Below are 21,060 nucleotides of genomic sequence, written 5' to 3'. Positions count from 1 at the left end.
GGAACGCACCAACGTCGAATTGCGCGCGCAGATGACCGAGCGCGCGCGCATCGAAGAAACCCTGCGGCAGACGCAGAAGATCGAAGCCATCGGCCAGCTCACCGGCGGCATCGCACATGACTTCAACAACCTGCTGATGGTCATCTCCGGCGGGCTCGACATGCTCGACCGTCGCGCCGATCCGGACCGTCGCAAGCGCCTCATGGATGGCATGCGTCAAGCCGCCCAGCGCGGCTCGGCACTGACCCGGCAGTTGCTCGCGTTTTCCCGCCGGCAGTCCCTGGCGCCCGAGGCTGTCGACCTGGCTCAGCGGATCAGCCAGATGCGCGAGCTGCTCGACCGCAGCCTGCGCGGCGATGTGCATGTAAAGGAAGAGTTCGCGCCCGATCTCTGGCCCGTGGAAGTGGATCCAGGCGAGCTTGAGCTGGTCATCCTCAACCTCGCGGTCAATGCGCGTGATGCCATGCCCGAGGGCGGCTCGATTCTTATGCAGGCTTGCAACGCGCCCGATCAGCAAGTGCTCGGACGCAGGGGCGATTTCGTCCGCCTGGCGGTCATCGATTCGGGCGTCGGCATACCAGATAACGTTCGCAACCGGGTCTTCGACCCGTTTTTCACCACCAAGGAAATTGGCAAGGGTTCGGGCCTCGGATTGGCGCAGGTCTATGGTTTCGCACGTCAATCCGGCGGCACGGTGTGGATCGATTCCGAATGCGGCCAGGGCACCAGCGTCGTGATGCTGCTGCCGCGCTCGGTGAACCTGCCGAGCCCCACCAATGATCAGCCACCGGTGGACGAACCGGCCCGGCGGTCGGCCGGCAACGTACTGTTGGTAGATGATGACGACGAGGTCTCGGCGCTGGTCGGCGAAATGCTCGAACATCTTGGCTACGAAGTGACGTACGCCGCTAGCGCCGCGGCAGCGCTGGGTGCGCTCGCCAACGAGCGCGAGGTCGATGTGGTGTTCTCGGACGTGATGATGCCCGGCAGCATGAACGGCTTGGAGCTGGCCCGCGAAATCCGTGCGCGTCAATTCGGCGTGCCCGTGCTGCTCACCAGTGGTTACGCCGAAGCGATCAAACAATCGGCCGAAGCCGAAGGCGTGCAGGTGTTGGCAAAACCCTATCGGCTGGAAGAGCTGGCTGCGGCGCTCAAGAGCGCAGTCGAAGTCATCGAGGCCTGATCGTTCTGCCTTCGCGCATGCCGTGGACGAACACCGTTTCCCGGTCGACGGCAGCATGCCTGGTGTAGGAGCGCTTGCTCGCGAATCGTGTTACTGGTCCTCTCCGAACGCGCATTCCGGTCATCGACCGGCTTGTCGCTTCGAAAGCCTGTTGATCCGCACTGCCCCCCTGCTCGCGACGTGTATCGCCTTGATGGCTTGCACATCCGTCCAGAACTAAGCGCCTCCCAGATCGTCGAAACGCCAGCCCTGCCTTTACGGTACGCCGCAGGCTCCCGCCTCCCCTTGCATCGCGCTCGTTTGCGCTTCAATCACAAGGACCCGATCGATGCCCTTTGCTTCCAACCAGTCCCGCCGAGCCATCCTGCTCCCTAGAAATCCGATCGTTTATGCCGCTTTCACCGGCCTCCTGCTTTCAGGCGCCCCGCTGCTAGCCCATGCCGACGAGCAGGCCATCGCCGCGCGCGATGCGCAGAACAAGCGCTGGAGCCAACAGATGATCGAACAGCCCAAAAGCCAGCCGCCTGCACTCGAAGCCAAGTACAACCACGTCATCACTTTCGGCCAATCGCTGGCATCGGCTGCCGAGGGCTGGCCCGCGCTGTCGAAGCGGCCGGGCTACGACAACCTCATGCTGGGCGACTCGACGCGCTCGGCGACCTTCAGCGGGGATCGCTTCGTCCCGGTCGGCGACGCGGTGTTCAAGCCGCTCAGGGCGGTGGTGCAGCTCAAACGAGATCCGAAGGTTCTGCTCGATGCCGAGGCCGTCGCGAAGCTGGAAAAACAGGCGCAGGAAGAAGGCGAGTCGGTGGAAGTCGGCGCATTGAACATGGCCCGACGGCTCTATCTAGAGAACAAAGGCATCAAGGCCGACCCAGAACATTTGCTCGTCGCCAGCAATGCCGCGACCTCGGGTCGCTCCATCGCACAGCTGTCCAAGGTGGGCGGCACCAACGAATACAGGCGCGTACTCCAGGCTATGGATCAGGCCCGTCAGGTCGCGCTGGCCGATGATGCCAGCTACAGCCTCAGCGCACTGTTCTGGCTGCAAGGCGAATACGACTACGCCGAGGTCCAGGGCGGCGTCAACGACAAAGCCACATACAAGAAGAGGCTGCGTCAGTTGCGCAACGACCTGTACGAAGACACCGCCAAGGCCATCGGCCAGAAGCGGATGCCGGCATTCATCAGCTACCAGACCGACGCCAAAACCTCGGTCGTCGATGGCAGCCTGGACATCGGCCTTGCGCAGTCGGAACTGGCGCAGGAAGAACCCAACTGGTACCTCGCCGGCCCGGTCTACCCCTACGTCGACAAAGGCACGCACCTGTCGGCCAACGGCTACCGCTGGTTCGGCCAGATGCTCGGCAAGGTGTTCCATCAGGTGGTGGTCGAGCAGCGTGGCTGGCAACCACTGTCACCGCTGCACGCCACGGTCGAGGGCCGGGAAATCCTGATGGACTTCCACGTCCCGCATCCCCCGCTGGCCTTCAGCGAGCCCTATCTTGGGCACAAGGCGCAGATGATCGAGAACTACGGCTTCGTCATCACCGATGACAAAGGCAAGGTGCCGGTGGAAAACATTGAAGCCGCCGCCGATACCGTGTTGCGTCTGGTCGCAGGCCGTGATCTGGCGGGCATCCCGACGATCCTCTACGCCAGCCATGCAACAGGCGGCGCCGGCGAACTGCATGACAGCGACCCCGCCGTCGCGGACGCCAATTACGAATACCTGCCCGACGAAGGCATGCCGGATGAAGCCAATATTGAAGCGCTGGTGGGCAAGCCCTACCCGCTCTACAACTGGTCGATTGCCTTCGAGATCAAGCCCGTCAGAGGGCATGACTCGGCGCGCTGAGCTCAGGCGCTGCAGCGCAACCGGGCCAGGTCCTTGACCGGGGAGGCGCCGAACAAGCGGCTGTATTCGCGGCTGAATTGGGATGGGCTCTCGTAGCCGACCCGATAACCCGCCGCCGACACCTCCAACCCTTCGGCCACCAGCAAACGGCGGGCTTCCTGCAGGCGCAGCTGCTTCTGGTACTGCAATGGACTCATCGCGGTCAGCGCCTTGAAACGGTGATGCAGGCTGGAGCTGCTGAGATTGACCCGTCGCGCCAGCTCCTCGATGCGCAGCGGCTCGACATAGTTGCGATTGAGCCATTCAATGGCATCGTTGACCCGGTGCGACTGGCTCCCCTGCAGCGCCACCGCCTGCAGATGATGGCCCTGCGGCCCGCAAAGCAGTCGGTAGAAAATCTCGCGCAACGCCAACGGCGCCAGGACCGGAATATCCTTCGGATTGCTCAGCAGGCGCACCAGCCGTAGCGTGGCATCCAGCAGCGGCGCATCGATACGGTCCAGATAGACGCCACGTCCCGCGGTCTCTTCGGGTGCAGGCTCGGGGCTGACGTCTGCGACCAGCCCGGCAATCAGCGTCGGGTCGATGTCCAGCCGAATACAGATGTAGGGCTCATCGCTGGACGCCCGGATCACGCAGCCGGCAACGGGCAGCGTCACCGACACCACCAGATAGTGCAGCGGGTCGTAGCGATACAGCTCGTCAGCCAGGCGCACTTCCTTGCCGCCCTGCACGATGACGCAGAGCGCCGGCTTGTGCAGCCCGTAGGTCATCTCGCCAGGCTTTGCGCTGCGGATCAGATGCAGCGGCTCGATGGCGGTCGAATGCATGCCGTCGCCGTTGACGACAGCTTCGACCAGCCGCGCCAGCTCGGCACGCTGGGCGCTGGTCTCGTCGCTCGATGGGGAAATGAAGGAGTTCATGGGCAGCCGGCTCCGGAAAACGGATGAAACAGCTTAGCAGTTCATCTGCTGTTGCCTGAGCGAGGCGAATTTTGTTTGCGGACGACCCGTGTGCCAGCGACTCGCATGCCAAGCAACAGCGGCAGGCCACCATTGCCTGCTGTCATCGGCATGAAACACGGTGATGATATTTTGCCATCACTGCATTATTGAGTGCCCCGCCGTGATTCGACGGTTCCTGTCCTCCCCCAAGTTTCCGCAGGTGCTGCTGCTATCGATCTGTATAGCCACGCTGGCATTCATATGGGGGCAACATTGGCACAACGAACAGGCGTCTCGAAGGGAGGCGGTGGTCAGCCAGCAGATCGATGAAATCCTCGATGCACAACAACACAGGTTCAGCCGCCAGCGATGGATGAACCTCGGCATGACGCTGGCCATCCTCGGAGCAATGGTCTGGATGATGCGGCTGCTGCACAAACACCACGAGGCTTTTTACGTGCTGGAGCAGGCGTATCGAGTCAACCAGGAGCGAATCAGCCGACTGGAGGACGAGCATCGGCGCAGTAGCCATGCGGCCGCGACCGATCATCTGAGCGGCCTGCACAACCGCCGGCAATTCATGGATATCTGCGCCGAAACCCTGGCCCGGCAGCGCAGTCAGCGTCGGCTGATGGCAATCCTGTTTATCGACATGGACCGCTTCAAATCGATCAACGACTCACTGGGGCACAAGGTCGGGGATCTGCTTTTACAGGCCGTGGCGGGACGGGTAAGCCGCGCGCTGGAACCCGGCGATCAGGCGGCACGGTTCGGCGGTGATGAGTTCGTGGTGTTGCTCGCAGGCGACCGCAGCGAGGAGCAGATCGATAGCTGGGTGCGCGATCTGGTGAACAAGCTCACCGCCGTCTATGCCCTCGATGAGCACGAGGTCAACACCAGCCCGAGCATCGGTGTCAGCATCTGCCCACGCGACGGGCAGGAGGTCGATGGCCTGATCCGCTGCGCTGATGCCGCGATGTATTCGGCCAAGCAGGGCGGTCGCGGCCAATACCGGTTCTTCGACCCCTCGCTGAACCTTACAGATATCAATGAGTTCTCCCTGGAGCAATCGTTGGTCGCCGCGTTGAGCGAGCGGCAATTCATCCTGCATTACCAGCCGCAAATCCAGCTGGATTCGATGCAGGTCACCGGCTATGAGGCGCTGGTGCGCTGGGAGCACCCTCAGTTCGGCCTGCTCTACCCGGATCGCTTCATCCCGTTGGCAGAGCGCAGCGGGTTCATCGTCGCGCTCGGCTGGGAGGTGATACGTCTCGCCCTCGAAGAGCTCAAGCATTGGCGGGTGCAAGGGCGCTCATCGCGTCTGGCGGTCAACGTCTCAGCCATACAGCTGCGCCAAGCCGATTTCAGCGAACGCCTGCTAAGCGAGCTGGCGAAGCGCGGCATTGAGGCCTGGCAATTCGAGCTGGAGATCACCGAAACGGTGGTGCTGGATGATGAAGGGATGGCGGTCGAGCATCTCGAACGGCTGCGAGTGGCCGGGTTGAATATCAGCCTCGACGACTTCGGAAAAGGCTATGCGGGTTTCGCGCACCTGCATTCGATGCCGCTCAGCACGCTGAAGATCGACCGTGCGTTGATCGCGCCTCTTTCCAATAGCTACGACGACAACCCAATCGTTTCTTCTACCATCACCCTGGCAAAGCGCCTGGGCCTGACTGTCGTGGCCGAGGGCGTGGAAACGCGCGATCAGCTGGTTTACCTGAAGCTGGCCGGTTGCGACATCGCTCAGGGCTACCACTTCAGCCGCCCCATGTCCGCCGAGCAACTCTACCAGTACGAACCGTTCATCAGCACGGCGGAACCCGTTTGCTAGGAAGCCGCGGCTCGCACCAATTTCTCCGCAAAAAAACGCCGGCGCTAGGGCGGGCGCTCTTCGCACATTGCTCGATCAGCTGCGGGCGCGTTCGGCGTCGCGCAGTGCTTTGACCTGATCATGGTTGCGCTGCACGCCCTGCATCTGCCGCTCCACGACTGAACGCACGTCCGTCGGCAGGTCTTTTTCCAGCGCCTTGCGGTAGCTCTTGAGGGCGACATCTTCGCCACGCTCGCACTCGTTGAGGATGGCTTCGTCATCCTTGCCGGTGACCATCGCCTTCAGGTCGACCCAACGGCGGTGCATATCGCCAGCGGTGCTGGTGCTGGTCTCGGGGTCGCCACCCAGGGTGCGCACCAGTTGCTGCAGTTCGGCGGCCGCCGTGGCGCAATCCTGGGCACGCTGGTTCATGGTGGTTTTCAGCTGCGGATTCTTCAGGTCCTCGGCGCATTCGCGAAAACCCTTCTCGCCGTCCTTGCTGGTTTCGATGAGATCGTTGAGTACGGAAATGGTGTCTTTGGTATCCATGAACAGTCCTCCTGATGGCTTCTGAACGGGCCGGAACAAACACGGCCAACCTGTTAAGTCGACTGTGCCATTTCGACAAAGGTTCAGCCGGGACGCCCGGTGGAAGCCGCGCTCAACGAGGAAAGGACAAGCTGAAGCAGGTGCCTGTCGCGTCGCTTGTCACCCGCACCTCGCCGCCATGCAGCTGCATGATCGAGCGCACTATGGCCAGTCCCAGCCCGCCGGAGTCGCCCGGCTCGGCACGGGACGGATCGCAGCGATAAAAGCGGTCGAACAGGCGCGGCAGGTGCTCCGGAGGAATCGCCGGGCCCTTGTTGGCGACGCTGATCACGATTCGATCGCCCGTGCATTGGCTGGCCACGGTTACGGTCGTGCCCGCCTCGCCGTAGCGCAGCGCATTGGCAATCAGGTTGGCCAGCGCCCGGCGCAGCAGCTCGGGGTCGGCCCGCAACTTGCCGGTTGCCTCATTCTGCAGGCGCATGCCGTGCTCTTCGGCAATGCCTTCAAAATAGTCGCCGAGCTGCTCCACCGCTTCGGCCAGGTCGATCTCCTGCAGGCCGACCCGTTCGTTTGCCTGCTCGGTACGCGCAAGGAACAGCATGTTGTTGATCATGCGCGCCAAGCGCTCGTACTCCTCCTGGTTGGACGCCAGAAGACTCTGGTAGTCCTCCAGCGAACGCACCCGACGCAGCGCCTGTTGGGTCTGGCCCATGAGGTTGCTCAGCGGGGTGCGCATCTCGTGCGCCAGGTCCTCGGAGAACCGCGACAGCTGGGTGAAACCCGCCTCCAGCCGCGCCAGCATCTGGTTCAGTGCATCGCTCAAGGCCCGCAGCTCGCTCAACTCGGCGCAATCGTCGATTCGCAGGTGCAGGTGCTGGACGTCGATCGCCAGCGCTCGGCGGGTCAGCTGACGCACCGGCCGTAGCCCACGCTCGCTCACCAGCCAACCCAAGAGAAACGCCAGCAGCGCGCCGGCTACCAGCGCCAGCCAGAGTTTCAGGCGGTACGCCGCCAGCATCTGCTCGCGCTCGGCCAGCAATCTTCCGGCAATCAGCGTCAGCCCGCCCTCCGCCCGCTCGACGTGCACCCAGGCCAGGCGCGCCTGGTCGCCAAGGTCATCGAGTTGCGGCTGCGCCTCGAGCGGCAGCTGCGGGATCGCCAACTGAACGGGATTGATCTCGATCAGCGGCTGGCCGCTCTCTCCCAGCACCCAGAGCAGGTTGTCCCGATTGCCGAGCATGTTGGCGTAGAGCTGGGGCCGCTCGCGCAATGCCTCGATGCTATCGCTGTCATCGAGCAGGGCTCGCATGCGCTCCAGCCGACCCAGCAAGGCCTGATCGTCGCGCCAGGCGATCTCGCGCTCCAGTGACTGGTACAGATAAAACCCGATTGCGCCCAGCAGCGCCGTGCTGACCAGCGCGAACATCAGCGCCAGCCGCAGGCTCAGCGAACTTGGCATCAGGCTCATTCCGGTGCCTCCAGCAGGTAACCCATGCCGCGTACGGTATGGATCAGCTTGGGCTGGTAGGGGTCGTCCACTTTGGCGCGCAGACGGCGAATGGCGACATCCACCACATTGGTGTCGCTGTCGAAATTCATCTGCCAGACCTGCGAAGCGATCTGCGCTCGCGACAGCACCTCGCCTTCGCGGCTGAGCAGCAGATGCAGCAGCGCGAACTCCTTGTTGGTCAGCGTCAGCCGCTCGCCGTTGCGGCTGACGCGACGGCGCAGCAGGTCCAGCTCCAGATCGGCCACCCTGAAATGCTCGACCTCGCGCGGCGGCCCGCGACGCAGCAAGGTGCGCACCCGCGCCAGCAGCTCGGCATAGGAAAACGGCTTCACCAGGTAATCATCAGCGCCGAGTTCGAGGCCCTTGACCCGATCCTCCACGGCATCGCGTGCGGTGAGAAAAAGCACCGGCGTCTGCGCATTGCGCCGCACGATTTGCAACAGCTGCCAGCCGTCGATGCCGGGCAGCATGACGTCGAGAATGATCAGGTCGAACTCGCTCTCCTGAATCAGGTGCTGGCCGTCCAGACCATTGAGCGCGACCTCCACCAGATAGCCGGATTCGCTCAAGCCCTTGCGCAGGTAGTCGGCTGTCTTGAATTCGTCTTCCACCACCAGTATGCGCATCTGTACCTCCCGGGCGAAGCGCATAGGCTAGGCCGGCCAGAGCGTTTATCCCATTACAAATACGTAATCCGCCGGCAATGGGTTTGACGGAGCCGCCAGCACAGGATGGCGCCACCTGCTCCACGGAGCCCATTGAGGAGAAACCGATGCGCATTGTTCCCCTGTCCCTGCTCGGCCTGGCGCTTGCCAGTGCCCAGGCGCTGGCCGCCACACCGCAACCTGTCAGCCAGCAGAACGTATCGCTACAACTGGCCAACGCCCTGCTCGACTCGACCATGGCGGCCTGCCATGCCGACGGCCGTACCGCCGCAGTGGCGGTGGTCGATCGCGGCGGCAACCTTGTCGCGCTACAGCGTGATGACAATGTCGGGCCGCACAACACCATCGCCGCACAGCGCAAGGCCTACACCGCGCTGTCGAGCAAGACGCCAACCCGCTTGTTCGGTGAGCGTGCACGTAACAACCCGGACGCCGCCAATCTCAACACCTTCGATGAACTGCTGCTGCTTGGCGGCGGTGTCCCGCTGCGCGTCGGCGACGAGGTGATCGGTGCCATCGGCGTAGCCGGTGCTGGCGGCGCCGAAACCGACGAAGCCTGCGCCACCCAGGCGATCGCTCAACTGCTGCCTTCCAAATCCTGATCGGAGAAACACCCATGACTTCTTTGAAAACCCTTTGCGCCAGCCTCGTCCTCGCCAGCCTGTCCAGCCTCGCCATGGCGGCCGACAACCCGCTCAGCGTACACGTCCTCAACCTCAACGACGGCCTGCCGTCGCCTGACGTGAAGGTCACGCTGGAGAAGCAAAACGGCAAGCAGTGGGCTGCGCTGAACGATGGCGTCACCAACCAGCAGGGCCGCATTACGGCGCTGTACCCACAAGACAAGGCACTGGAAAAAGGCACCTACCGCGTCACCTTCAAAACCGGTGACTGGTTCAAGGCGCACGACACGGCGAGCTTCTTCCCGGAGGTCCCGGTGATCTTCGAGGTGGACGGCACCGTGCCGCATTACCACATCCCGTTGTTGCTCAGCCCGTACGGTTTCTCGACCTACCGGGGTAACTAAGCCGCCGGGCATGCCTGAGGTGGGCAGGTGGTTTTCGAGTGTTCGGCACCGGTCGCCCAAGGCTTCCGTCCGATCGAAACCGTCGCTGCCAGCCAGACAGGCTCGACTGTTGCTCCCTCGCTCGACGCCGCTCTGGGCGTGCAGCGTACCACCCTGTACCAAGTGCTCGGCGGCGGTTGGCGGGGGGAGCCCTGAGCGGCGCCAGAACACGCCTTAACGAGCGATGGACGACCCATCGAACGCGCTGGAAACCGGTGTGGTAATGGGGGCCGGGCGACCAAGCAGGAAGCCCTGCGCCTTGTTTACCTTGAGTTCGCGCAGTACGGACAACTCCGCTTCAGTCTCGATGCATTCAGCCACGACCTTGCTGCCCGTCTCTTCGGCAAAGCGAATCAGTGCTGCGGCCAGGGCACGGCACTCGGTACTGCTATCGATGTTGCGGATCAGGCTGCCGTCCAGCTTGATCACATCCGGCTTGAGCTTGAGGATGTGGCGGAAGCTGGCAAAACCCGCCCCCGCGTCATCAACTGCCAGTCGCAGCCCTTGCTTGCGAAGCGGTTCGAGGACGCTGGCGACGACTTCGTAGTCGCTGATGGACACATGCTCGGTAATCTCGAGGATCAACCGGCCTAGCGGCTGGTGCGCCAGCGCCGCTGCGAGCGACCCCGTGAGCACAGTCGTCGGCGAGACATTCAGCGACATGTAGGTCTGCTCCGGCAGAAAGACGAGCCCCTTGAGCGCCTCCTCGATCAAGGCGATTTCCAGTTCAGCTTGCAGGCTAACTGATGCCGCCTCAGCGAACCATAAATCGGGCGTTCGCGCAGGCGTTGCGCTGAACCGGGCCAAGGCCTCGTATCCGACGATCCGGTTTTCGAGCAAATGCACGATCGGTTGGTAAACCACCGAATACGCCCGCTCTTCCAACACCGAGCTGATCCGGCTATGGATTTCAGCGCAGTGCAACTCGCGGATCGCATGGCGCTCGAGCAGCCGCCCGGCGAATGCTGCGAATAATCTCAGGGTGTTCAGATCGCGCTCGTTGAGGGTGCCGTCGCTGGTCGTACTGAAGCAGCAGAACGTACCGTATAGGCGACCATCACTGAAGCGCAGCGGCACACTGAGGTGGGCACCGACCGGCAGGGCTTTGGTTACCGGCATGGTCAGCGCTTCGGGCAGCAACGCTGCATCCTGGATCAGCTCCGGCAGACGCCCGTCCAGAACGCGCTGACAGTAGCTGTCTTCCAGCGGATCGGAGCCGCCAATTGCAAGCTGCAGTGGCACAAAATTGCCGTCAAGGTAGCGAAACACCCGGCTTCCGCCGCGAAACTCGCTGATGAAGGCTACATCCATGCCCAGATGCGTGCGCACCGCATGAAGCGCCTCGGTGAGCATCTCACTGAGCGAAAGGTCGCTTCCCTCGAGGCGCAGCAGGATCGATACTGGATCATCGATCACCGTAAAACGGTCAGCTTGATGTGGCTTCACATCGTCAGACATGGATTCCCTCCCCCACCACGACCGCCATGCTTTGCCGTGCTGAACAAACCTACGGCGCCAGAAGCCGCGCCTGACCGAACAAACTTGAACGGATGTTACTGTTATAAAACTGAACGCTGTATTTTCGCCGACGATCGGCGCAAAAGCGTACCGGCATCATCGATGTTACTTGGTGGTGTTATCGGCCTTGCTGCGCTTGGCCGGCTTTTCCGACTTTTCCTGCCCGGCTTCGGCGCGAAGGGTTATCCACGTCGGCGCATGGTCGCTGGCATGTTCCTGGTCACGCACCCAGCGATCCACCCCGGCATCGACCAGTCGCGGCGCGAGATCGGTGCTCAGCAACAGGTGGTCGATGCGCAACCCTGAGTTCTTCTGCCAATGCTGGCGAAAGTAATCCCAGAAGGTATAGATGCGTTCGTCCGGGTACTTGGCGCGCAGCGCATCGGTCCAGCCCTGGGCCAGCAGTCGCTCGAAGCATTCGCGGCTTTCCGGCTGTAGCAGGGCATCTTTCCGCCAGGATTTCGGGTTGTAGATGTCTTCGTCGGTGGGCACGACGTTGTAGTCCCCCGCCAGCACGACCGGGTGGCCATTGGCAAACAACCCGGCCGCATGTTCGATGAAGCGTTCAAACCAGCTTAGCTTGTAATCGAACTTCGGCCCTGGCTGAGGGTTGCCGTTGGGCAAGTAGAGGCAGGCGATGATCACGCCATGAGCAGCGGCTTCCAGATAGCGACTGTGGGTGTCGTCCGGATCACCCGGCAAACCGCGGCGGATCTCCAGCGGGTCGTCGCCTTTGGCCAGGATCGCCACACCATTCCATGACTTCTGCCCCTGCCAGATAGCGCCGTAACCGGCCGCGCGGATGTCGTCGATGGGGAAATCGGCGTCCTGCGCTTTCAGCTCCTGCAAGCAGACTACGTCCGGCTGTTCGCGCTCCAGCCATTCGAGCAGGTTTGCCCGACGCGCACGGATGCCGTTGATGTTGAAAGTGGCGATTTTCAGGGAGTCCACGGGTAGCCTCGCGCCGATACATGACATTTGTTGTGACTCACGGTGGCGTGGCGCAGTTCGACGATTCGGGCGCACTCGTGGGAGCGGTCTCGACCGCGAATGGCTTCGCAGCTCGCTATAGCGGTGTGGTTGACGTTCGGATCATCGCGGTCAAGACCGCTCCCACAGACGAGGCCGGTAGACAGCGCGGAGCATCATTCAGCTCAGCGGGTCTCCCAGTAGCCCGGTGCGTTGTAGACCTGCTTCAGATAATCGATGAAGAAGCGCACTTTGGCCGGCAGATAACGCTGCTGTGGATACACCGCCTGAATGTCATAGGCCGGCAATGCGTACTCATCGAGCACGGTCACCAGCTCACCGCGCTTGAGCTCGGCCTGGATTTCCCAGGTCGAGCGCCAACCGATGCCCAGCCCCTGCTTGACCCAGTCGAAGAGCAGTTCGCCATCGTTGCAGTCGAGGTTGCCATCCACCCGCACCGCCACCTGCTTGCCGTCGCGCAGGAAGGTCCAGCCTCGCTGCTGCCCGCCCTGCAGGTTGAACGCCAGGCAGTTGTGTCGCGCCAGGTCTTCGAGCACGCGAGGTACGCCCTGGCGCTCGAAGTAGTCCGGCGCACCACAGACCACCCGCCGATTGGGGAACAGCTTGACCGCCACGTAGTTGGGGTCGGTCACCTCGCCGATGCGGATACCCATGTCGTACCCGTGGCGCACCAGGTCCACCACGCTGTCGGTGAAGTTAAACGACAGCTGCAGGTCCGGGAAGCGGGCCTGGAAGGCCGGCGCGTGCGGGCCGATGTGTTTGCGACCGAAGGCTGCGGGCGCTGAGATCACCAGGTGGCCGCGCACCGAGGTGCGGTCCTTGGCGATGCTGGCATCGGCCTCATCGAAATCCTTGAGCAACCCGCGGGCGCGCTCCAGGTATTGCTCGCCCAGATCGGTCAATGCCAGCCCCCGCGTGGAGCGATGCATCAGCTTGACACCCAGGTGCCGCTCCAGCGCATCGAGTCGGCGACCCATGACCACCGGCGTCACACCTTCCTTCAGCGCAGCGGCTGCAAAGCTGCCGTTTTCAGCGACCAGCACGAAGCTGTGCAAGGTTGTGTAGCGATCCATTCGATACTCCTGATATCGACAGAACTGAAGTTTCGGCCAATTCCCTCGTTCCGGCCAGCCCTTCATCCTTGGGCCACGTATAAAAACTATCGAGTTACCGAAGAGGACACGACCCATGGCCCGAATGAGAGCAATCGATGCCGCCGTAGCGGTGTTACGCAAGGAAGGGATTGATACCGCCTTCGGCATCCCCGGTGCGGCGATCAATCCGTTGTATTCCGCCATGCGTGCCGACGGCAGCATCCGTCACATTCTGGCTCGCCACGTCGAAGGCGCTTCGCACATGGCCGAGGGTTACACCCGCACCAAGGCCGGCAACATCGGCGTGTGCATCGGCACCTCGGGCCCGGCCGGTACCGACATGATCACCGGCCTTTACTCGGCCTGGGCCGACTCGATACCGATCCTCTGCATCACCGGTCAGGCGCCACGCGCACGGTTGTACAAGGAAGACTTCCAGGCCGTGGACATCGAATCCATCGCCAAGCCGGTGACCAAGTGGGCCGTGACCGTGCGTGAACCGGCGCTGGTACCGCGCGTGTTCCAGCAGGCCTTCCACGTCATGCGTTCCGGCCGTCCTGGTCCGGTTTTGATCGACCTACCGTTCGACGTGCAGATGGCCGAGATCGAGTTCGACGTCGACACCTACGAGCCGCTCTCGGTCTACAAACCGGCCGCCACACGCAAGCAGATCGAGAAAGCCATCGACATGCTCTGCGCCGCCGAGCGCCCGCTGATCGTCGCCGGCGGCGGTATCTACAACGCTGGTGCCGAAGCGCTGCTGGTGGAGTTCGCCGAAACCGTTGGCGTGCCAGTTATCCCGACCTTGATGGGCTGGGGCTCGATCCCTGACGACCATGCGCTGATGGCCGGGATGTGCGGGCTGCAGACCAGCCACCGCTACGGCAACGCCAACATGCTGGCCTCGGACTTCGTGCTCGGCATCGGCAACCGCTGGGCCAACCGCCACACCGGTTCGGTCGACGTCTACACCAAGGATCGCAAATTCGTACACGTAGACATCGAGCCGACCCAGATTGGCCGGGTGTTCTCGCCGGACTTCGGCATCACTTCCGACGCCGGCGCTGCGCTGAAGTTGTTCGTCGAGGTCGCCAAGGAACGCAAGGCCGCCGGTAAATTGCCGGACCGCAACGCCTGGGCCGCCGACTGCATGGAGCGCAAGCGCACGATGCTGCGCAAGACGCACTTCGACAGCGTGCCGATGAAGCCGCAGCGCGTGTACCAGTGCATGAACAACGCGTTTGGCCGCGACGCCTGCTACGTCAGCACCATCGGCCTGTCGCAGATCGCTGCCGCGCAGTTCCTGCACGTTTACAAGCCGCGTCACTGGATCAACTGTGGTCAGGCCGGCCCGCTCGGCTGGACCATTCCGGCAGCGCTCGGTGTGGTTGCCGCGGACCCGACCCGCAAGGTTGTCGCGCTCTCGGGCGACTACGACTTCCAGTTCATGATCGAGGAGCTGGCCGTGGGTGCGCAGTTCAAGCTGCCCTACATCCACATCCTGGTGAACAACGCGTACCTCGGGCTGATCCGCCAGGCGCAGCGCGGGTTCGAGATGGATTACTGCGTACAGCTGGGCTTCGAGAACATCAATGCCGACCAGAGCGGCATGGAAGGCTACGGCGTCGACCACGTCGCGGTGGTCGAGGGCCTGGGTTGCAAGGCGATCCGCGTATTCCGCCAGGAAGACCTGCGCCCCGCCATCGAACAGGCCCAGGCCTGGATGGCCGAGCACCAGGTGCCGGTGGTGATCGAGGTGATTCTCGAGCGCGTGACCAATATCGCCATGGGCACCGAGATCGACGCCATCAACGAATTCGAGCCGCTGGCCGAAGGCCGCGAAGACGCACCGACCGCGGTCGCGTTGCTGGATTGATACGAACGAGCCCGAGCGCCATGTCCTGCTGATCGCCGGCAAGCTGGCTCCTACGAAAAGCAGTAACCGAACCGTTTGGATGTCGCGAAGCGCATCCACAACGCATATCCCGACGGGATGGAAGCATCACGAGCAGTAGCCTCCAGCCCGATCGGGGATGTCCCTACAGACAGAAGGAAGATCATATGCCCCGCTTTGCCGCCAACCTGTCCATGCTCTTCACCGAGATGGACTTCCTCGACCGCTTCGCCGCCGCTGCCGAAGCTGGCTTCAGCGGTGTCGAGTACCTGTTCCCCTACGACTACCCAGCCGAGGAGATCAAGGCACGCCTGGATGCCAACGGCCTGGCCCAGGTGCTGTTCAACCTGCCAGCCGGTGATTGGGCCAACGGTGACCGTGGCGTCGCCTGCGATCCCGAGCGAGTCGAGGAATTCCGCACCGGCGTCGACCAGGCGATTGCATACGCCAAGGTCTTGGGCAACACCCAGGTCAACTGCCTGGCCGGCATTGCGCCTAAGGGTGCCGACATCGGCAAGCTGGAGATGACCTTCATCGAGAACCTGCGCTACGCGGCGAAGAAGCTCGAAGCCGAAGGCATCCGCCTGGTCATGGAAATGATCAACACCCGCGACATCCCGCGCTTCTTCCTCAACAACACCTCGCAGGCGTTGGAGATTCGCGACAAGGTCGGCAGCACCAACCTCTATCTGCAATACGACATCTACCACATGCAGATCATGGAAGGTGACCTGGCGCGGACCATCGAGACCAACCTCGCGGCGATCAACCACGTGCAGCTCGCCGACAACCCCGGCCGTAACGAGCCGGGCACCGGCGAGATCAACTATCGCTTCCTGTTCGAGCACCTGGACCGCATCGGCTACCAGGGTTGGGTCGGCTGCGAATACAAGCCGGCCACCACCACCGCAGCCGGCCTCGGCTGGCTGAAGGCGCATAACGCGATCTAATAAACAGTGAAAAAACGTAAGCGAGGCAGGCAAGACGAGGCGAAGAATGCCGAAGAAGCGGACCGGGCTCGCGGGCGAGTTTAGTTTCTAAATGGACATTCTGACCGGGCTGGCGACCCAGGCCGCCTTCAACCAAGTATTGCCAACGCAGGTAGTTTTTCAGCGACACAAACGAATTTGAGGAGAAACATCATGGCTAAAATCGGATTTATCGGCACCGGCATCATGGGCCTGCCCATGGCTCAGAACCTGCAGAAAGCCGGTCACGACATCTTCCTGTCCGAGCATCACGACAAGGCTCCAGCCGCACTGCTGGAAGGCGGCGCCGTCGCCTTGGCCAACCCCAAGGAAGTGGCTCAAGAAGCCGAATTCATCATCGTCATGGTGCCGGATACGCCACAGGTCGAAGACGTGCTGTTCCGCGAGAACGGCATCGCCGAAGGCGTCGGCCCAAACAAGCTGGTGATCGACATGAGTTCGATCTCTCCCAGCGCCACCAAGGCGTTCGCCGAGAAGATCGACGCTACCGGTGCGCGCTACCTCGACGCGCCGGTCTCCGGCGGTGAAGTCGGCGCCAAGGCCGGAAGCCTGTCGATCATGGTCGGCGGCAGCGAAGAGAGCTTTGCCCGCGCCCTGCCGCTGTTCCAGGCGATGGGCAAGAACATCACCCTGGTCGGTAGCAATGGTGACGGCCAGACGGCCAAGGTCGCCAACCAGATCATCGTCGCGCTGAACATCCAGGCGGTGAGTGAGGCCCTGCTGTTCGCGGCGAAGAATGGCGCCGACCCGGCCAAGGTGCGTGAGGCGCTGATGGGTGGCTTCGCCGGATCGAAGATCCTCGAAGTACACGGCGAGCGCATGATCAAGGGCACCTTCGATCCGGGCTTCCGCATCAGCCTGCACCAGAAGGACCTGAACCTGGCTTTGGCCGGCGCCCGCGAGCTGGGCCTGAACTTGCCCAACACCGCCAACGCACAACAGGTGTTCAGCACCTGTGCGGCGATCGGCGGTAGCGGCTGGGACCACTCAGCGCTGATCAAGGGCCTGGAGCACATGGCCAACTTCTCGATCCGTAAGGACTGAGTTCCCAGGCGGTAGCGCATCGCGGGGTGGGTCGGGCGTGTAGTTGACGGCCCATCAAGCGGTGCGAGTGGGTCAGGACCGTACGTTCATCGTCGATGGGTTTCAACCATCCTACGGACGTACAAGCGACTTCCCGATCCGCAAGAATTGAAAAGCTTCGAGCACGCTGCGCCGAGCAAGCGGCCCCACCTTCAGGGACAGACAGACCAGGTGGTGGGAACCGCAACGATTGGCCCAGCGATGCTCAAAGGGTTGGATTGGAGTTGCATGGGGCCGGAATCACAGCGTCCCCCACAACCTCAGCCCTGTGCATCTGTAATCCAACCGCTGCCCTCGGGCGGCACCCCTTTCGACCTGCTCGGCACGAGGAGTCACGGCCTGACTGCCGGGCGGGTCGATTCCAAACCTTAGGGCTTGCCTTTTGTGCTTGCATAACCGAGCCCTAAGGTCTGGAATCGGGCACCTGACCTAATAGATGGAGTTGTACATGAACCTCGACCCGCAAGCCTTCCTGCGCGACCTGTTCACCGCCGCCATCGATGCCGCCCATCCACGCCAGGTGTTGGCCGACCATTTGCCGGCAGACCGCAGCGGTCGGGCCATCGTCATCGGCGCCGGCAAAGCGGCTGCCGCCATGGCCGAATCCATCGAAGCGGCATGGGAAGGCGAGCTCTCCGGCCTGGTGGTGACGCGCTACGGCCACGGTGCCGACTGCCGCAAGATCGAAGTGGTCGAAGCCGCGCATCCGGTGCCGGACGATGCCGGTGAACGCGTCGCCCGTCGCGTGCTGGAAATGGTCAGCAACCTAGAGGAAAGCGACCGCGTGATCTTCCTGCTCTCTGGCGGCGGCTCATCCCTGCTGGCGCTGCCGGCCGAAGGCATCAGCCTGGCCGACAAGCAGGCGATCAACAAGGCCCTGCTGCGCTCCGGCGCGCATATCGGCGAGATGAACTGCGTGCGCAAGCACCTCTCGGCGATCAAGGGCGGGCGTTTGGCCAAGGCCTGCTGGCCAGCCAGCGTCTACACCTATGCGATTTCCGACGTACCCGGTGACGAGGCCACGGTGATCGCCTCGGGCCCGACCGTGGCCGACCCGACCACCTCGGCCGAAGCGCTGGCGATCCTGGCGCGCTACAACATCGAGATTCCCGCGAACGTGCGTGCCTGGCTGGAAGATCCGCGTTCGGAAACCGTCAAGGCGGACGACCCGTGCCTGTCACGCAGCCATTTCCAGTTGATCGCCAAGCCCCAGCAGTCCCTCGACGCGGCGGCCGATAAAGCGCGAGCAGCAGGCATCACGCCGCTGATACTTGGCGATCTGGAAGGCGAAGCGCGCGAAGTGGCCAAGGTCCATGGCGGCATCGCCCGTCAGGTCGTGCTGCACGGCCAACCGATCGCCCCGCCCTGCGTGATTCTTTCCGGCGGCGAAACCACCGTCACCGTGCGCGGCAATGGCCGTGGCGGGCGCAACGCCGAGTTTCTCCTGAGCCTCACGGAAAATCTGCAAGGCCTTCCCAACGTTTACGCGCTCGCTGGCGATACCGACGGTATCGACGGTTCGGAAGATAACGCTGGCGCGCTGATGACACCGGACAGCTTCACCCGCGCCGAAGCGTTGGGGCTCAGTGCCGCCGACGAACTGGCCAACAACAACGGCTACGGCTATTTCCAGGCGCTCGACGCCCTGCTGATGACCGGCCCGACGCGAACCAACGTCAACGATTTCCGCGCCATTCTGATCCTGCCGCCGTCCCGCTAGGGCGACTGCTACACGCGTCTGCTACACGCGCCTGTTACACGCGTCTGCTGGTGCGCCTCATAAAAACAACTGCCGATAGAGCCTGCCATGACACCCGATAAAAAGGTCAAGATCCTCGCCACCCTGGGCCCTGCCACCCGCAGCATCGATGATGTACGCGAGCTGGTGGAGAACGGCGTCAACCTGTTCCGTCTCAACTTCAGCCACGGCGAGCATACCGACCATGCCGAGCGCTTTGCCTGGATTCGGGAGGTCGAACGCCAGCTGAATCAGCCGATCGGCATTCTCATGGATCTGCAAGGCCCGAAGCTGCGCGTCGGTCGCTTTGCCGAAGGCAAGGTAAACCTCACACGCGGTCAGACCTTGCGCCTTGACCTTGACCCGACACCGGGCGACAGCACGCGGGTCAACCTGCCGCATCCGGAAATCATCGATGCGCTGCAGCCGGGCATGAGCCTGCTGGTCGATGACGGGCGGCTACGGCTGACGGTTATTGCCAAGCACGCCGATGCCATCGACACCCGGGTGGTCGCTGGCGGTGAGTTGTCCGATCGCAAGGGCGTCAATGTGCCCGAAGCGGTACTCGAACTGAGCCCGCTGACCGAAAAGGACCGCCGTGACCTGGCCTTCGGCCTGGAGCTGGGCGTCGACTGGGTGGCGCTGTCGTTCGTCCAGCGCCCGCAGGACATTCACGAAGCCCGCGAGTTGATCGACGGCCGCGCCTTCCTCATGGCCAAGATCGAAAAGCCGTCAGCCGTGCAGCACCTGCGAGAAATCGCGCGGCTGTGTGACGCCATCATGGTGGCGCGTGGCGACCTGGGTGTCGAAGTGCCGGCAGAAAATGTGCCGCGCATCCAGCGCAACATCGTACGCACCTGCCGCCAGCTGGGCCGGCCGGTGGTGGTCGCGACGCAGATGCTCGAATCGATGCGCTTCTCCCCGGCACCGACCCGTGCCGAGGTGACTGATGTGGCCAACGCCGTGGCCGAAGGCGCCGACGCGGTGATGCTCTCGGCGGAAACCGCATCCGGTGACTACCCGCTGGAAGCAGTAAGCATGATGAGCAAGATCATCCGCCAGGTGGAAAGCGGCCCGGATTACCAGGCGCAGCTGGACGTCAACCGACCGAGTGCCGAAGCCACACTGCCCGATGCGATCAGCTGCGCGATTCGCCGCATCAGCGGCATCCTGCCGGTGGCGGTGCTGGTCAACTACACCGAATCCGGCCGTTCCAGCTTGCGCGCTTCGCGAGAACGACCCGCCACGCCAATCCTGAGCCTGACACCGAACCTGGCCACTGCGCGCAAGTTGAGCGTGGCCTGGGGCGTCTACTCGGTAATTGATGCGCGGATGTATGACATGGAGCAGGTCTGCCTCAATGCGCTCGAGCTGGCGCGTGCACAGGGCATGGCCGGCACCGGGGACACTGTGGTGATTACCGCTGGCGTGCCACTGGGGCAGTCTGGCACCACCAACTCGCTGCGCATCGAAACGCTCAACTGACCGTTCTGGCATGATCCTTCATTGGCGGAGCTGCGCTCCGTCGATGCAAGCCTGTGCGTCTTTCTCACGACATGATCATGCCCCCACCTTTCTCGCTCTTGCTGCGGTCGATGCTCAACGGGATCAGCCAGATCTTCTTACAGCGCCATCTGGGCTGCGGACTGCTGATCCTGTTTGCGATCGGCCTGCAGGATCGGCCGCTGCTGGCTGGCGCCCTCGTCGGCCTGTTGAGCGGCACCTTTACCGCGTGGTGCCTCGGTTATAGCCGTGACGATATCGAAGCCGGCCTATACGGTTACAACGCCGCGCTGCTGGGGCTTCTGGTCACGCTGATGCTCGGTCTGGTGCCGCTCGCCTACGCGCTGATCATCCTCGCCGGCGGATTGTCGAGCCCCTTGCAGCAGCTCCTGCTCAGACGGATGCGCGAACGGCGCAGCCTGCCGGGCTTCACCCTGGCCTTTGTACTGTTGGGGTGGCTGACCATGGCAGGCTGCGGTGTTCTGGGGGGTGTTGTTGAAGCGCGCATGCCCGACTATCTACTGGATGGATGGGGGGCACTGAGCGCAATACTGCGAGGGATTGGTCAGGTGCTGTTTCTGGCGGACCCGCTAGCAGGTCTGTGCCTGTTCGCCGCATTGCTGTTGGCTGATCGACGCGCCGCAACGTGGACCCTGTGCGGCT

General features: G+C 62.9%; 17 protein-coding genes and 1 pseudogene. 11 read left to right on the top strand and 7 right to left on the bottom strand.

Translation table 11 applies throughout. The features are described 5' to 3' along the window. Both PSTU_RS0117420 and PSTU_RS0117415 read left to right on the top strand, forming a co-directional pair. The coding region (locus tag PSTU_RS0117420) for a response regulator (RefSeq protein WP_019342296.1) at positions 1-1,183 on the top strand (1,183 nt) is incomplete at its 5' end. A 328-nt stretch (positions 1,184-1,511) separates the two neighbouring features. Continuing rightward, positions 1,512-3,041: a sialate O-acetylesterase gene (locus tag PSTU_RS0117415; protein WP_019342295.1), complete on the top strand. Its 1,530-nt coding sequence runs from the start codon at positions 1,512-1,514 to the stop codon at positions 3,039-3,041. A gap of 2 nt (positions 3,042-3,043) precedes the next feature. On the opposite strand, the gene PSTU_RS0117410 is transcribed toward PSTU_RS0117415, so the two are convergent. Then, a complete protein-coding gene (locus PSTU_RS0117410) occupies positions 3,044-3,964 on the bottom strand; it encodes an AraC family transcriptional regulator (RefSeq protein WP_019342294.1) in 921 nt (306 codons plus the stop codon). A gap of 328 nt (positions 3,965-4,292) precedes the next feature. Here PSTU_RS0117410 and PSTU_RS0117405 point away from each other — a divergent pair. Beyond that, a pseudogene (locus PSTU_RS0117405) lies at positions 4,293-5,819 on the top strand (putative bifunctional diguanylate cyclase/phosphodiesterase); the annotation flags it as partial. A 75-nt stretch (positions 5,820-5,894) separates the two neighbouring features. On the opposite strand, the gene PSTU_RS0117400 reads toward PSTU_RS0117405, so the two are convergent. From PSTU_RS0117400 to PSTU_RS0117390, 3 genes are all read right to left on the bottom strand, one after another. After that, positions 5,895-6,347, bottom strand: coding sequence for a PA2169 family four-helix-bundle protein (locus PSTU_RS0117400; protein ID WP_019342292.1), 453 nt, complete (start codon positions 6,345-6,347; stop codon positions 5,895-5,897). A gap of 112 nt (positions 6,348-6,459) precedes the next feature. Continuing rightward, on the bottom strand, positions 6,460-7,815 hold the full coding sequence (locus tag PSTU_RS0117395) for a heavy metal sensor histidine kinase (protein WP_019342291.1): 1,356 nt from the start codon (positions 7,813-7,815) through the stop codon (positions 6,460-6,462). Further along, complete coding sequence (locus tag PSTU_RS0117390; RefSeq protein WP_019342290.1) at positions 7,812-8,483, bottom strand: heavy metal response regulator transcription factor; 672 nt, start codon at positions 8,481-8,483, stop codon at positions 7,812-7,814. Before PSTU_RS0117390 ends, PSTU_RS0117395 begins: the two co-directional genes overlap by 4 nt. A 146-nt stretch (positions 8,484-8,629) precedes the next feature. Here PSTU_RS0117390 and PSTU_RS0117385 point away from each other — a divergent pair, with 146 nt between their 5' ends. Both PSTU_RS0117385 and uraH read left to right on the top strand, forming a co-directional pair. Next, positions 8,630-9,124: a GlcG/HbpS family heme-binding protein gene (locus tag PSTU_RS0117385; protein ID WP_019342289.1), complete on the top strand. Its 495-nt coding sequence runs from the start codon at positions 8,630-8,632 to the stop codon at positions 9,122-9,124. A gap of 14 nt (positions 9,125-9,138) precedes the next feature. Next, positions 9,139-9,549, top strand: a complete 411-nt coding sequence (uraH, locus tag PSTU_RS0117380; RefSeq protein ID WP_019342288.1) for a hydroxyisourate hydrolase — start codon at positions 9,139-9,141, stop codon at positions 9,547-9,549. A 213-nt stretch (positions 9,550-9,762) separates the two neighbouring features. Here uraH and PSTU_RS0117375 read toward each other — a convergent pair whose 3' ends face one another. The 3 genes from PSTU_RS0117375 to PSTU_RS0117365 form a co-directional block, all read right to left on the bottom strand. Then, positions 9,763-11,046 carry an EAL domain-containing protein gene (locus PSTU_RS0117375; protein WP_019342286.1) on the bottom strand — a complete coding sequence of 428 codons (1,284 nt, stop codon included), beginning with the start codon at positions 11,044-11,046 and terminating at the stop codon, positions 9,763-9,765. A 165-nt stretch (positions 11,047-11,211) separates the two neighbouring features. Further along, complete coding sequence (xth, locus tag PSTU_RS0117370; RefSeq protein ID WP_019342285.1) at positions 11,212-12,057, bottom strand: exodeoxyribonuclease III; 846 nt, start codon at positions 12,055-12,057, stop codon at positions 11,212-11,214. Between the two features lie 203 nt (positions 12,058-12,260). Continuing rightward, a complete protein-coding gene (locus PSTU_RS0117365; RefSeq protein WP_019342284.1) occupies positions 12,261-13,169 on the bottom strand; it encodes a LysR family transcriptional regulator in 909 nt (302 codons plus the stop codon). A gap of 115 nt (positions 13,170-13,284) precedes the next feature. Between PSTU_RS0117365 and gcl the strand changes: the two genes are divergently transcribed. The 6 genes from gcl to PSTU_RS0117335 form a co-directional block, all read left to right on the top strand. Further along, on the top strand, positions 13,285-15,066 hold the full coding sequence (gcl, locus tag PSTU_RS0117360; protein WP_019342283.1) for a glyoxylate carboligase: 1,782 nt from the start codon (positions 13,285-13,287) through the stop codon (positions 15,064-15,066). A 185-nt stretch (positions 15,067-15,251) separates the two neighbouring features. Next, positions 15,252-16,034: a hydroxypyruvate isomerase gene (gene hyi / locus PSTU_RS0117355; RefSeq protein WP_019342282.1), complete on the top strand. Its 783-nt coding sequence runs from the start codon at positions 15,252-15,254 to the stop codon at positions 16,032-16,034. A 192-nt stretch (positions 16,035-16,226) separates the two neighbouring features. Then, positions 16,227-17,117, top strand: a complete 891-nt coding sequence (locus PSTU_RS0117350) for a 2-hydroxy-3-oxopropionate reductase (RefSeq protein WP_019342281.1) — start codon at positions 16,227-16,229, stop codon at positions 17,115-17,117. 487 nt (positions 17,118-17,604) lie between these two features. Next, positions 17,605-18,876, top strand: coding sequence for a glycerate kinase (locus tag PSTU_RS0117345; protein ID WP_019342280.1), 1,272 nt, complete (start codon positions 17,605-17,607; stop codon positions 18,874-18,876). 87 nt (positions 18,877-18,963) lie between these two features. Continuing rightward, a complete protein-coding gene (gene pyk / locus PSTU_RS0117340; RefSeq protein WP_019342279.1) occupies positions 18,964-20,379 on the top strand; it encodes a pyruvate kinase in 1,416 nt (471 codons plus the stop codon). 77 nt (positions 20,380-20,456) lie between these two features. Next, positions 20,457-21,060, top strand: a 604-nt coding sequence (locus PSTU_RS0117335; protein WP_029404846.1) for an urea transporter, incomplete at its 3' end; no start/stop codon positions are given.

The sequence above is a fragment of the Stutzerimonas stutzeri SDM-LAC genome (assembly GCF_000235745.1).
GTDB lineage: Bacteria > Pseudomonadota > Gammaproteobacteria > Pseudomonadales > Pseudomonadaceae > Stutzerimonas > Stutzerimonas stutzeri_H.
Note: the sequence above shows the minus strand (reverse complement) of the source record. Positions and strands in the feature narration are given on the sequence as shown.

What these genes read in the sequence shown, in the direction of transcription:
- PSTU_RS0117415 (WP_019342295.1), top strand. Translation starts at nt 1,512, where the DNA reads ATGCCCTTTGCTTCCAACCAGTCCCGCCGAGCCATCCTGCTCCCTAGA.
- PSTU_RS0117410 (WP_019342294.1), bottom strand. Translation starts at nt 3,964, where the DNA reads ATGAACTCCTTCATTTCCCCATCGAGCGACGAGACCAGCGCCCAGCGT.
- PSTU_RS0117400 (WP_019342292.1), bottom strand. Translation starts at nt 6,347, where the DNA reads ATGGATACCAAAGACACCATTTCCGTACTCAACGATCTCATCGAAACC.
- PSTU_RS0117395 (WP_019342291.1), bottom strand. Translation starts at nt 7,815, where the DNA reads ATGAGCCTGATGCCAAGTTCGCTGAGCCTGCGGCTGGCGCTGATGTTC.
- PSTU_RS0117390 (WP_019342290.1), bottom strand. Translation starts at nt 8,483, where the DNA reads ATGCGCATACTGGTGGTGGAAGACGAATTCAAGACAGCCGACTACCTG.
- PSTU_RS0117385 (WP_019342289.1), top strand. Translation starts at nt 8,630, where the DNA reads ATGCGCATTGTTCCCCTGTCCCTGCTCGGCCTGGCGCTTGCCAGTGCC.
- uraH (WP_019342288.1), top strand. Translation starts at nt 9,139, where the DNA reads ATGACTTCTTTGAAAACCCTTTGCGCCAGCCTCGTCCTCGCCAGCCTG.
- PSTU_RS0117375 (WP_019342286.1), bottom strand. Translation starts at nt 11,046, where the DNA reads ATGTCTGACGATGTGAAGCCACATCAAGCTGACCGTTTTACGGTGATC.
- PSTU_RS0117365 (WP_019342284.1), bottom strand. Translation starts at nt 13,169, where the DNA reads ATGGATCGCTACACAACCTTGCACAGCTTCGTGCTGGTCGCTGAAAAC.
- gcl (WP_019342283.1), top strand. Translation starts at nt 13,285, where the DNA reads ATGGCCCGAATGAGAGCAATCGATGCCGCCGTAGCGGTGTTACGCAAG.
- hyi (WP_019342282.1), top strand. Translation starts at nt 15,252, where the DNA reads ATGCCCCGCTTTGCCGCCAACCTGTCCATGCTCTTCACCGAGATGGAC.
- PSTU_RS0117350 (WP_019342281.1), top strand. Translation starts at nt 16,227, where the DNA reads ATGGCTAAAATCGGATTTATCGGCACCGGCATCATGGGCCTGCCCATG.
- PSTU_RS0117345 (WP_019342280.1), top strand. Translation starts at nt 17,605, where the DNA reads ATGAACCTCGACCCGCAAGCCTTCCTGCGCGACCTGTTCACCGCCGCC.
- pyk (WP_019342279.1), top strand. Translation starts at nt 18,964, where the DNA reads ATGACACCCGATAAAAAGGTCAAGATCCTCGCCACCCTGGGCCCTGCC.